This is a genomic window from Levilactobacillus bambusae, assembly GCF_003124125.1.
GTDB lineage: Bacteria > Bacillota > Bacilli > Lactobacillales > Lactobacillaceae > Levilactobacillus > Levilactobacillus bambusae.
In genome coordinates this window covers 525,745-538,174 of the sequence record NZ_QCXQ01000002.1, presented here as the reverse complement: position 1 = coordinate 538,174, position 12,430 = coordinate 525,745, and the positions used below count along the sequence as shown (strand labels likewise).

The following is a 12,430-nucleotide window of genomic DNA, read 5'->3' as shown; positions in this document are numbered from 1 at the left end:
AAGTTAAATAAATTAAACGGAGGAACTATCTCATGACCAATGTCTTAATTTTAGGCGCCCACGGAAAAATCGCGCGGTTAGCCACTCAACAACTACTTGAAAAGCCTGTTCACTTGACGTTATTTTTGCGGGATGCCAACCGGCTTAAGGTGACGGATAAAAATAAGGAAACGATTATTGAGGGCGACGCAACGAGCGCGGCGGATCTGGATCTTGCGATGCAGGATATTGACGTGGTCTACGCAAATTTAAGCGGCCACAACATTGTGGAAGAGGCCAAGGCTGTCGTCGCTAGCATGGATCGCTGCGGGGTGAAACGGTTAATTTGGATTTCGACCCTTGGGATTTACGATGAAGTTCCGGGTGAATTTGGCCAGTGGAACCACAAGATGCTTGATGGTGGCTACCTCGAGACATACGCAACTGCGGCCGAGGTCATTGAAGACTCCGACCTTGGCTACACCATTATTCGGCCAGCATGGCTAACCGATAATGATGAAATTGATTATGAAGTCACCCATAAGGGCGATCCTTTCAAGGGGACCGAGGTCTCCCGGGAAAGTATTGCGGCCGTAGTAACGGACCATGTCCTCAATCCTGATAAAGATGTGCGGTACTCCATTGGGGTTAATAAACCTCATACGGATGGGCCAAAACCAAGCTGGTATTAAAAAATTATAATTTAAAAGCCGTGCTTCCCCAGTTGATGGCATCAACTGGGGAAGCACGGCTTTTAAATGGCTCATTATCCTTGTCAAATACAGTTCTAGGCCGAAATTGCGTCCCATATCATGGCGGCCACCTGATCAAACGGAACGTCCCGTTCAGTATAGCGCCCACGGTGCAAATTATCGGCGTGGAGCTTAATGGTTGAAAAAATAATGTTTTGCAACAACGTCCGGTCAATTGGTTTTAAGAGTCCCGTAGCGATCCCGGCATCGAGGCTGGCGACTAACATACCGTTAGCTTTGCTATAGGCAGCCGATTGATCCTGCATATGGGTATAAGCGTAGGATTGAAGGATTTTTTGAATCACCGTCATACTTTTAGGAAACTTAAGGGCGTATTGAAACAGGACGGTAAACGTTAATTCAAATTTAGCTTTGAGGTTGTCCGTTGGGCGCGTTTCGATCCGTTCGATAACGAAGGCACTCATTTTATTGACCTCGGTCGTAAACACCTGGCTAATGAGATCGTCCCGGTTTTTAAAGTAGATGTAAATGTTAGATTGAGAGATCCCAACCTTTTTGGCGACCTGGTTAGTAGAAACCATGGCAACATCCTTTTCGTTGATGAGGTTGACCGTTTCAGCAAGGATCTGTTCGTATTTTAGTTGACTTTTTTTCTTCATAATATCCTTAGTTTATCAAAAATTATGGAGGCTTAATAGGTGTGTGCGTAGAAGTTTCGGTGTATGGTACCCGTAATAGACGTTAACTTTCTTGACAAAAGATAACATTATCTTTTATAATCGGATGCATTAAAGATAATGTTATCTTTAAATGACGATGAATTTAATTAAAGGGAGTTCTTAATATGACGAAGGTATTTGTAACGGGAGCCACCGGATTTATTGGATCAGCGGTTGTTGATGAACTTTTACAACGTGGTTATCAAGTTACCGGGTTAGCCCGGTCTGATCGGTCCGCTAAACAATTAACGGATAAGGGAGCGGAAGCTGTTTCGGGGTCCCTAACCGACCTTGACGTCCTAGCTGAAGCTGCCAAACAGAGTGACGGCGTAATCCACTTAGGTTTTACAAATGATTTTAACCATATGGATCAAGCCGTAAAACAAGACGTTGCAGCTATAGAAGCAATGGGGGACGCGTTGGTAGGGACTAACAAACCGTTTGTCAATACCTCAGGAACCCTCATGGTCGCCTTTACGGGTCGGCCTGCTACGGAGGATGACGCAGGCGATCCCAGTCAGCTCCGAACGGAATCAGAAGTAACATCATTAAACTATGCCGGCCAGGCCGTTCGAGCCACAGCTATTCGTTTATCACCAACGGTCCACGATGAAACCCGGCAGGGATTTGGAACAATTGCCGCTAGTATTGCGGTAAACAACGGTTATTCAGCTTACTTTGGTGCTGGTCAAAATGAATGGCCGTCCGTTCACCGGTTGGATGCAGCCGATCTGTTTGTAAAGGCGTTTGAACGGGGCGTTGCTGGAACCGTTTATAATGCGGCAGCGGAAGAGGGAATTCCGTTTAAAGTGATTGCCGAAACAATCAGTCAGACGGTGGGGATACCCTTAAAGTCACTGGCTGCTGACGAAGCGAAGGCCTACGCGGGTCCTTACTTTGGCCCCACCCTGCAAATTAATAACCCAACGTCGAGTGCTAAGACTCAGGCTGCTCTAGGGTGGAATCCCACGCACCCAACGCTGGTTGAGGACATGACGACGTTTTTATCAAGTCCAGCAAACGTTGACCATTTAAAAAATAATTAGGGCTAATTAGGACATTCAAAGAAATGCCAAGAGTTAGGATGATTCGTTCATCCCAATTCTTGGCATTTCTTGTTGATTTGTTACGGAAGTATGTTGGATTCAATTTAGTTGGTTTAGTGTATGCTTAGTAAAAAAGATGAAACGGACTGATCGTTATGTTTAAGGAACGTCTTGTAGCGTTTACCGATGCGGTAATTGCCATTATTTTGACTATTTTAGTATTGGATATTCATTTACCCGAAAGAAGTCATCAACTAATTAATTTAGTTCCCCAGATCCCAGTGTTTATTGCCTACATGGCAAGCTTTTTAATTATTGCAGCGTTTTGGGTCAGCCACATGCAGCTATTTCATGAGGTCCAGTATATAGAAATGGGGTCTATATGGGCTAATATTCTCTTTCTCTTTTTCTTGTCCCTTTTTCCAGCGACGACTGCATGGTTTGGCTCGGATATTCAAGGGATGGTTCCGGCACTGCTATATGGAATTAATATTTTATTAGTTAATGGGGCGCTCTTAGGGTTACGTAGCACCTTACAACGGACGAATCACATTAATCGTGAAATGCAGCGGTTGGAGTGGTTATCCTTGGGGATTAACGGAGTAGGGTGCCTATTAATTTTTCTCTGGCCACCAGTGATTTTAATTAGCCTGGTTACGGATAGTGTTTTGTGGTTAATCTCGACGAGTCGCAAGAAGTAGGGCAACTTGAGCAAATGCCGTCAATTTTTAACGGGTTTCATAATGTGTATAACTTGATTGATGTGATATTAATGATGAGCAACGTAACATAACCCGTGACTAATAAGAAAGAACTAACTCGATTTATAGCCAGTCGAGTTAGTTCTCGATTTTGATATTATTTGCGTTAAAGTTGACAATAGGGTTTATGATGTAAACAAATTAATCAGCTCGTTAAGGAGGGTGATAGAATGACTGGTAAATCCATTAAAGAGGTAGCGGAGGCCTATAACTTGCCCGTTCAAACATTGCGTTTTTGGGATAAGAAGGGACTCTTTCCTCGATTAAAACGGAATGCTAGCGGGTATCGTGTTTATCAACCTACAGATATTCGTGATTTGGAAACCGTTCTTTGCTTTCGACAAATTGGGATCGAATTGGATGAAATAGCTACGATTATGGAGCCACTGGGGAACAAGGACCAAGCTCAATTAACCCAGAAGGATGCACTTCTAGACAAGCACGAGGCAACATTAAATGAGAAGAAACTGCAAATTGAAATGGCGTTGATGCTGATTGATGTTAAACGGGCTATTTACCATAACCCGGGAAATATCTCACACGAACAGCTTTTCAAGAATATTGTTCGGAAGTTTATTATTGCCCGGGAAATACCGAGTGTTCGTACTCAAGCAGCAACTATTATCGATGATATGCTGGTTAATGGTGATAATGATCAGCTGCAGGAAATGGGGTATCGCTTCCTTATGACCCATGAATTACCGAATACTGATGCATCGATTAAGATGGCACTGGAATATTTGAAGCAGCTAAGGCCTGATTACCGGTCTGGTCGAGGCAAGCCAGATGAAGATTAATAAATTAATTTTACTTCTACTAGTTGTATCGCCTAAATAGTGTTACGCACAGTTGAATTATTTTTTAGTGATATGATTATACGTTGTATTTAGCAGGGTGCGGATTCGTTCTTCTGATGGCTTTCCTAATAATTGCTGGTAGGCTTCGTTTAAAGCCGACCAAATTATTTTTAGTTGGGGTTGCAGAAGTTTACCTGCGGAGGTTAATTGAACATGAACGCGCCGACCGTCAGCTGTTCGTGTGAGGTAGCCATCACGTTCAAGTTTGTCGAGAAACCGGGTGATAGTGGAACGATCAAGGTACAGTTGATCCGCAATTTCGGATGGGGAAACAACATCATCTGCATTCAATGCCATTAAAATAAAAGCAGATGTTGATGACAGCCCCAATCGTTTGAATTCTTGGTCGCTCATCTGTGTAACGATGCGGTTAAATCTGGCACTCGAAAAATAAAGACAGTCTTCAAAATTGATATTACTCATTATTAACCTCCTATACCCCAGCTTGAACGCTGGTTAGCCCACCATCAACAATGACCTCTTGACCATTGACGTAGCTGGCTTCATCAGACATTAAAAATTTCACGACGTTGCCGATTTCTTCGGCGCTGCCAAACCGACCCTCTGGAACATCCGACAGCATCTGCTTAAGACGGTCAGTTTCAATGCTTTGCTCATTGAATTGACTAGTATTTGTGTAGCCTGGACTAACGGCATTTATTCGAATTTGACGATCTGAAAGTTCCAATGCCAGTGACTTAATAAGATAGGAAGTAGCGGCCTTCGTGGAGGAATAGAGGGTTGAGGTTGCAAGACCACGGTGATGGGTCCAAGATAAATTAAAGACCATATTGGAGCCATTTGGCATATATTGAAGAGCGGATTGTGCGGTGAAAAAGGCGCCCTTATAGTTTAAATCCACGGAGCGGTCGAAATCCTGTTCTGTGATTTCAGTAAAGGGTTTAAAGAGTCCGAAGCCAGCGTTAATAAATAGACTATCAATAGTATTAAAGGTTTTGTGAATTTTGGTAAATACTTGTTTAATGTCATTAAGTCGACCGAGATCAGCGGTGTAAACGTGTAGGTTGGGGTTTGCCACTTGAACCGCTCGATTATTTTCAGAATTTTTACCAATTATAATAACGTTTGTCTGTTCATTTGCGAGTAGTTTGGCGGTGGCTAACCCGATTCCAGAAGTCCCACCCGTTATGACGATATTTTTAGTCATGAAGAACACTTCTTTCCGTATCTGTTGATTGTACATACAATAATGTTGTTTATAAATTTTGTCAACCCTCAGTTTTAGCGCCTAAATTTAACTAGAGTGTTAACGGCATATAAACGCACGAATGAGTTTTACGGTCAAAACGTTGCTTGTTCATATACGTGTAATGCTGCCTTGCTTTCATAAATTGTTCGATTGGTTTATGGCCTGTCACGATTGTTTTCAAAAACGCTGAACACCGTGTTGACTATTTTAATTTTGTCAGTATAATAATCACCGTTGCATTAGAAAGGGGTGATTTTGTGAAACAGGAAGAGCGAAATGCTAAGACGGAACATGACATTATTCACGCCTTCGTGAGGTTAATGAAGGAAAAGGGCTTGAAAAACATCAAGGTCACCGATATTACGCGGGAAGCGGGTGTGGGACGAGGAACCTTTTACCTTCACTATTTAGACATTAACGATCTATTAGCCAAGCTTGAGGATCGGCTGATGGCAATTCTGGAAGAAGACTTAGATCAAGTCATGTCGGAGGACTTCCTCCATTTAACGGGTCAGTCGGAACGGCATGCCGACTCCCTGTATGGAGTGGTGTTAAAGGTTTTGAACCGGTTTGATGAAGAGCGTGATATGATTTCGACTCTGTTGAGTGAGCAGGGTGATTTAACGCTGCGCAATCGAATCGAGACCCTATTTAGAAGTAAGTTGCACCACACTTTAAAGGAAAGTGGCAGCCGATTCTTTAATAACCAGAAAATTCCCGAAGAGTATACCGAGGAAATGATTATGGGTAGTGTGATGGCGATTGTGATGCATTGGTTATCGAAACCTGATCCAGAATCACCCAAACAAATTGCGCAGATCATCTGGGACTCCCAATTTGTGGCGCCCAATGATGTGCTGCACGAAGATAATTAAGTGTTAGAGAGGAAGAGACGAAATGAAGTTCAGAAACAAAACAACGTTGAGCCTCATTGCCTGGCTGGTTGTTGTTATTCTTAGTGTGGTGGCCCTGCCAAATATGTCACAATTAGTGGCTGACAAGGGTCAGACCAAGATTCCAGCCTCCGCACAGAGCCAAGTAGCGGATACCATTCAGAAACATTGGGGGCATAACATCAGTAACACCCGCCAAGTTGTGGTGGTATTCAACAACGGGGACCACAAGATTACAACGAGTCAGCAGGATGATATCAACGATACCATTACGAAGCTGCAGGACCATAAGTCCCGCTACAACATCAAGGGCATTACGGCTCCAAACGATAATTCAGCAACCAAGAAGCAGTTGATCTCAAAGGATAAAACTACCCAACTGGTTCAGCTGAACATTTCTAAGGATCAATCCGTTCAAAAGATGAACGAACAGTTATCTAGCGCCGTTAAGACACACGGGGTTAAGACCTACGTTACGGGAAGCGACGTTTTAAACGATGATTTCCGGCTTTCCACGGAACAGGGGATTCAAAAGACGGAGGTTATTGCCGTCATTTTCATCTTGATTGTGTTGATTCTCGTTTTCCGTTCCCCGGTGGTTCCGCTAATTTCATTGTTAACGGTTGGCGTCAGTTTTATCACGTCATTAAGCATCGTCATGAACCTCGTCAAGTTCATGAACTTCCCGCTGTCGAACTTTACCCAGGTCTTTATGGTCGTGGTTCTCTTCGGGATTGGAACGGACTACAATATTCTGCTTTACGATCAATTTAAGGAAGAACTATCGAAGGGCAAGGATAAAATCCAAGCAACCATCGATGCCCGCAAGGTTGCGGGAAAAACCATTCTCTACAGTGGCTTATCCGTGTTAATTGGGTTTACCACGTTAGGGTTAGCCAAGTTCTCCATTTACCAATCTGCTCTAGGAGTTGCCGTTGGGGTTGCGGTTCTGCTGGTGGTCTTACTGACCTTGAATCCGTTCTTTATGGCTCTGTTAGGTAAGAAAATGTTTTGGCCAAGCAAGAACTTTGACGGGGCCCGGGAGAATAAACTGTGGCATGGCTTATCCGCTAGCTCAGTTCTTCACCCCTTCATTGCGTTGGCTCTTGTCGCCATCCTAACGATTCCAGTCGCCTTAACGTTCCACAATAACTTAAATTACGATACGATGGTAGAACTGAGTGATCAGTTACCCGCCAAGAAGGGTTTCCGGATTGTCGAAAAACACTTCTCGGAGGGAACTGCAGAACCTTCCACGATCTACATCAAGTCGAACCATAAGTTAGACAACGAAAAGGACTACCAACAAATTGATCGGATTACCAAACAGTTGAAGGACGAAAAGGGCGTTAAGACGGTCGCATCGGTTACTCAACCGGGTGGGACCCCGATTAACAAACTTTACGTGAACGATCAATTAAGCACGCTGAACGGTCAGCTAGGCAAAACCCAAGATGGGTTAACGAAAATTTCGAATGGGTTGAGCAGCAGTAACGGCACAACTACCGCTAACGGGTTGAAATCCATCGGAAACTCAGCCAAAGATATTGCCAGCCAGTTAAAGGCCATTCAGTCCGCAACCGGTTCAAGCAGCAACGGGCAGAGTCAGATGATGAGCCAGCTGCAGCAGGCAATGGCCGCAACAGGCCAGCCGCTATCAGCCTCTCAATCACAGGTGTTGGCGGCTGCTTTGCAACAGGCCAGCTCGAGTCAGCAAAGTTCACTCGCAACCCTCCAAAGCAGTTTGGAACAGATTGCGAGTGACACCCAAAGTATTGGGACGAACACGCAGAGTGTCGCTAGCGAACTTCAGGCTGCTCAAGGAAGCTTGAAGGAAGCAAACGATGGGTTAACGAAGATTAACCAGGGGACGGTTGCGGCTAACCAATACCTCTCTGGGTTACAAAACTCATCGGCTTCTGATACGTTCTACATCCCTGATAACGTGTTAAATAGCTCAGAGTTCAAGGATTCTGAAAAAGCTTACCTGTCCTCCGACAAGAAGGTGGCCAAGATTACGGTTGTCTTAGATAGCAACCCAAGCTCGATGGCTTCCATGTCGAAGGTGGATAAGATGCAGACGCAAGTCATTGATAACTTAAAGGGAACGGACCTAAAGAACGCGACCGTTGCCATTGGGGGCCAAACGGCTACCATTTCTGATACGCACCGGATTGCCAGTTCTGATTTCATTCGGACGGCTGCAATTATGATGATCGGGCTGTTTATCTGCCTTCTCTTCGTTACCCGCTCCGTCCTTCAACCGATGTACATTCTCGGGACCTTACTGTTGGCCTACATGACGTCACTCGGCTTGACGCAGTGGGTTAGCGGTCTCACCACTGGTCAGTCGGTTCTGACCTGGAATACGCCATTCTTCTCCTTCATCATGTTAGTGACGCTGGGAATTGATTACAGTATTTTCTTAATGATGAAGTACCGGGAATACGGTCCAGATGGGGTACCAACCGAACGAATTGTGAAGGCTTCGGGAGTGATTGGTGCGGTTGTTCTCTCGGCCGCCATTATTTTAGGCGGAACCTTTGCCGCATTAATGCCATCGGGTGTCCTCACCTTAATTCAAGTTGCCATGGTTGTGATTATTGGGCTTGTCCTCTTAATCTTCATGCTGCCAACGGTAATCTCTAGCTTTATCCGGCTAACTTACCCCTTGGACAACAAGTTAGCGCCACGCGATAAATAACGGTTGTTCACGTGTGATAAAACCGATAGTGAATTACTGAAATAAAAGTGCACCCCGCTTGGAACTATTTCCAAGCGGGGTGCACTTTTTGTTGTGTAGAGAAAAACCGAGGGATTTCACACCCTGTTATAGTTGGGTTCAGTCCCTCAACCCCTTGTGGTTAACCAAGCTATCAAATAATACTAAAACCCAGTATTTTTGATAGCTCCGTTAATCCTCGGGGGATAAAGCGGGGGACTTCACACCCTGTTATAGTTGGGTTCAGTCCCTCAACCCCTTGTGGTTAACCAAGCTATCAAATAATACTAAAACCCAGTATTTTTTGATAGCTCCGTTAATCCTCGGGGGATAAAGCGAGGGATATCACGCCCTGTTATATTGTTGTACACTAGTAGAAAACGAAATGGAGTTCATGATGATTGAAACGATTGAAAAATTAACGGGTTCTGATCTGAATCAAGTGTTGGAAGTCTGGTTAAAGGGAAATTTTGATGGGCATCCCTTTGTTGATCAATCGGTTTGGCTTCACGCCCTACCTCAGGTGCGGCAAATGCTGACGGGGTTCACGGTGGTTGTCCATCGAAACCAATCTGGTACCATTGACGGGTTTCTTGGCTGTGAAGCTGGCAACATTGAAGGCCTCTTTGTCCTGCCAGCAAGCCAGCATCAGGGGGTTGGTTCGGCCCTGTTAGATACGGTTAAGGAGCAACATCCGAGTTTAACGCTGCACGTTTACGAAAAAAACGAGCGGGCCGTTCAGTTTTATCGCCGGGCCAACTTTTTAATGCAATCTCGAGGGATTGATCCGCTGACGGGGGAAGCGGACTTAACGATGCACTGGCAACGCTAAGCGTCCTGCATTTGCCGGTTAATGGCGGGTACGAGTGCAAACATGATGATGGCTGCTACAATGGTAATTCCACCGATTATGGTGAAGTAAGCCACCTCGTTTTGCGGGGTGTAGAATCGAACGATTTGTGAATTTAAAGCCTGGGCGGCAGCGTTGCCCAAAAACCACATACTCATCATCTGTGATTTGTAGGCGGTCGGGGCCAACGTTGACGTCACGGAGAGGCCAATTGGCGAGAGAAGCAGTTCGCCAATTTCGAGAATGGCCCAGCTTGCGACTAACCACAGGGGACTAACCCGGGCGGTCCCGACCATTAGAACGGGAATGGCCATGATTAAGAAGGAAAGCCCGCTAAAGATAAGGCTCCAAGCAAACTTGGTGGCGGCAGTTGGCTGTTTGGTCCCCAGTTTGGTCCATAACCACGCAAAAATGGGGGAGTAGAGAATGATAAAGAGGGGGTTCAGGGATTGAAATTGGCCCGCCTGTAAGTGCCAGCTGCCGACTTGCAGTTGAGTTTGATCCTGGGCAAACAGCGCTAGGACAACGCCGCCCTGCTCTAAAATGAGGCAGAAAAGGACTTCACAGATAAATAACGGGATGTACGCCTTAAGGTGCCGCCGTTCAACGGCGGAAACCTTTGGGCTTGTTAGCATAACGATGAAGTAGTAAATGGGCAAGCAAACGCCAAGGATGGTTAGGCCGAGAACGATCCCGTTTGCGGTGAGGTGATGGGTTAGAGCGAATCCGCCTAAGACAAGTCCTAGACCAACCAGTCCCCAACCAGTTCGTTTTAAGTAACGCTGGCGCAAGGCCTTTGGCAGGGGGTCGGGCGCCACCTGGGATGCCGCTGGCAGTGACTTCATCTTGCGAATGTAGCCAACGAGTCCCAACGCCATTCCTAAGGCGGCTAATGAGAACCCGGCGTGATAGTTATAGCTCTGACCGACCCAGGACACGAGTAGGGGCGCCATTAATGATCCCAGGTTAATTCCCATGACGAAAATGCTGTAAGCTGAATCACGCCGGGGATCGTCTGGCGCGTACAGGGCACCAACGGTTTCGGAAACGTTGGGCTTTAAAAGCCCGGTTCCTAAGGTGATGAGTAAAATCGATCCATATAGGCCGGCAATCTTGAAGGGCATTGACAATAGGATGTGGCCGAACATGATGAGTAGGCCTCCGTATAGGACAGATCGTGCGCTCCCGATTAAACGATCACTGATAAATCCGCCAATGACACTCGTCATGAAAACGAGGGCACCGTAGATGGCCATAATGGATGTCGCTAACTGGACGGACATTCCTAGGCCGCCCCGAACGGTGGCGTCGTACATGTAGTACAACAGAATTGCCCGCATGCCATAGTAACTGAATCGTTCCCAAAATTCGGTCATAAACAGGGTCTTTAAAGCCACGGGCTGACCGAAAAAGGTCCGGGCCGGTTTAGGCTGGGTTTTAATATCTGACTCGTTTGCTTGTTCTTCCATATGCTTGAAACCTCCAGTTGATAAAATAAAAAAGCCGTTAGAATTCGACACAACGGTCAAATCTAGCGGCATAAAGTAAAGGTCTTTTTTAATCAGCTGAAAGCTTCATGCCTAATAGATTTGATAAACGATCTACTAGGCGACAGCATAAAGATGGTCAGCTTAATAGATACGAACGTTGCGTTCACGACGTTCGCATCTTTGACAGGTCCGAACGTCTTCTAAAAGCTAAACCAAAAATAAAGATTCAATTGTGGTTGTTGGTTAATGGAAATCATAAGAAACCACTCCTTAAATTGAATAACTGTAGTGTAGCAATAAAAATGAGAATTAACAAGGGTAAATGTTAATTTTCTCATTTTAGTCACATTGAGGGTTCGTTGCGGCCTAGAAAAAGTACTTGAAGCGGTTGGTGGAACTACCTACAATGGAATTGAGATAGGAGGGGATCATATTGAGTAACAGCGACCACGAGTTTCCCCTGCCAACCAAGCAGTGGCTGGCAGCCCATAACTTAGATGAACTAATCAACGTCCCCGAACACGCAAAAACGTTTCAGAATATTATGCTGATGTACGAAAGTGCGACGCGAACCGTTCAAAATAAGGTTCGGTATTTAAACGATGAGAATAAAATTTTATACGGCGATTCCCTCATTGATAGTTTTCAGTCAAGGATCAAACAGCCCCGAAGTATCCTAGAAAAGGCGGAACGAAAGGGTATTCCCCGCACCTTTGAGAGTTTAACGACCAACCTTCATGATATTGCAGGGGTGCGGTTAATCGTCCGGTTTTTGGATGATATTTGGAAGGTTAAGGCCTTCTTAGACAAGCAGGATGATATGGAAATCGTGCGGGTAAAGGATTACGTTCGCCACCCTAAGGCCAACGGGTACCGGAGCCTACACTTGATTGTCACGGTCCCCATTTACCTGTCTGCCGGCAAGGAGCAAGTCGAGGTCGAAATTCAAATTCGAACGATCGCCATGAACTTCTGGGCCTCCTTAGAACATGAACTCAATTATAAGAAGAACGTCCCCCATCAAGGTCAACTACGCCGGTCGTTAACGGCTAAGGCGGGCTTAGTCAGTCAATTAGACACCGAAATGAATGCCATCAAAGAAACGATTCGGAATGAGACGGAACCAGATTAAGGGTGTGGAACCGCTTGGTAGATCTTGAGGAGTAACGTAAGAAACAAAATTAGGCTGA

General features: G+C 45.3%; 12 protein-coding genes. 8 read left to right on the top strand and 4 right to left on the bottom strand.

The features are described 5' to 3' along the window. Window positions 1–32: 32 nt before the first annotated feature. On the top strand, window positions 33–671 hold the full coding sequence (locus DCM90_RS05400) for an SDR family oxidoreductase (RefSeq protein WP_109250313.1): 639 nt from the start codon (window positions 33–35) through the stop codon (window positions 669–671). Between the two features lie 95 nt (window positions 672–766). On the opposite strand, the gene DCM90_RS05395 is transcribed toward DCM90_RS05400, so the two are convergent. Beyond that, window positions 767–1,351 carry a TetR/AcrR family transcriptional regulator gene (locus DCM90_RS05395; RefSeq protein WP_109250312.1) on the bottom strand — a complete coding sequence of 195 codons (585 nt, stop codon included), beginning with the start codon at window positions 1,349–1,351 and terminating at the stop codon, window positions 767–769. Window positions 1,352–1,536: 185 nt separating this feature from the next. Here DCM90_RS05395 and DCM90_RS05390 point away from each other — a divergent pair, with 185 nt between their 5' ends. The 3 genes from DCM90_RS05390 (at window position 1,537) to DCM90_RS05380 (ending at window position 4,015) form a co-directional block, all read left to right on the top strand. Then, window positions 1,537–2,457, top strand: a complete 921-nt coding sequence (locus DCM90_RS05390; RefSeq protein ID WP_109250311.1) for an SDR family oxidoreductase — start codon at window positions 1,537–1,539, stop codon at window positions 2,455–2,457. Window positions 2,458–2,612: 155 nt separating this feature from the next. Further along, window positions 2,613–3,158, top strand: a complete 546-nt coding sequence (locus DCM90_RS05385) for a TMEM175 family protein (protein ID WP_109250310.1) — start codon at window positions 2,613–2,615, stop codon at window positions 3,156–3,158. Window positions 3,159–3,388: 230 nt separating this feature from the next. Then, window positions 3,389–4,015 carry a MerR family transcriptional regulator gene (locus DCM90_RS05380; RefSeq protein ID WP_109250309.1) on the top strand — a complete coding sequence of 209 codons (627 nt, stop codon included), beginning with the start codon at window positions 3,389–3,391 and terminating at the stop codon, window positions 4,013–4,015. 57 nt (window positions 4,016–4,072) lie between these two features. On the opposite strand, the gene DCM90_RS05375 is transcribed toward DCM90_RS05380, so the two are convergent. Both DCM90_RS05375 and DCM90_RS05370 read right to left on the bottom strand, forming a co-directional pair. Then, the gene (locus DCM90_RS05375) at window positions 4,073–4,498 is read right to left on the bottom strand and encodes a MarR family winged helix-turn-helix transcriptional regulator (RefSeq protein WP_109250308.1); all 426 of its coding nucleotides are present in this window, start codon (window positions 4,496–4,498) and stop codon (window positions 4,073–4,075) included. Between the two features lie 10 nt (window positions 4,499–4,508). Next, the gene (locus DCM90_RS05370; RefSeq protein WP_165815220.1) at window positions 4,509–5,243 is read right to left on the bottom strand and encodes an SDR family NAD(P)-dependent oxidoreductase; all 735 of its coding nucleotides are present in this window, start codon (window positions 5,241–5,243) and stop codon (window positions 4,509–4,511) included. Window positions 5,244–5,542: 299 nt separating this feature from the next. Between DCM90_RS05370 and DCM90_RS05365 the strand changes: the two genes are divergently transcribed. The 3 genes from DCM90_RS05365 (at window position 5,543) to DCM90_RS05355 (ending at window position 9,732) form a co-directional block, all read left to right on the top strand. After that, on the top strand, window positions 5,543–6,160 hold the full coding sequence (locus DCM90_RS05365; protein WP_109250306.1) for a TetR/AcrR family transcriptional regulator: 618 nt from the start codon (window positions 5,543–5,545) through the stop codon (window positions 6,158–6,160). A 22-nt stretch (window positions 6,161–6,182) separates the two neighbouring features. Beyond that, the gene (locus DCM90_RS05360; protein WP_109250305.1) at window positions 6,183–8,882 is read left to right on the top strand and encodes an MMPL family transporter; all 2,700 of its coding nucleotides are present in this window, start codon (window positions 6,183–6,185) and stop codon (window positions 8,880–8,882) included. A 412-nt stretch (window positions 8,883–9,294) separates the two neighbouring features. Then, window positions 9,295–9,732 (top strand): GNAT family N-acetyltransferase, encoded by a 438-nt coding sequence (locus DCM90_RS05355; protein WP_165815219.1) that lies wholly within the window; start codon window positions 9,295–9,297, stop codon window positions 9,730–9,732. Here DCM90_RS05355 and DCM90_RS05350 read toward each other — a convergent pair. After that, on the bottom strand, window positions 9,729–11,219 hold the full coding sequence (locus DCM90_RS05350; protein ID WP_109250303.1) for a peptide MFS transporter: 1,491 nt from the start codon (window positions 11,217–11,219) through the stop codon (window positions 9,729–9,731). The genes DCM90_RS05355 and DCM90_RS05350 overlap by 4 nt on opposite strands. Before the next feature lie 454 nt (window positions 11,220–11,673). Between DCM90_RS05350 and DCM90_RS05345 the strand changes: the two genes are divergently transcribed. Next, window positions 11,674–12,372 (top strand): GTP pyrophosphokinase, encoded by a 699-nt coding sequence (locus DCM90_RS05345; RefSeq protein ID WP_225365974.1) that lies wholly within the window; start codon window positions 11,674–11,676, stop codon window positions 12,370–12,372. Window positions 12,373–12,430: the final 58 nt, after the last annotated feature.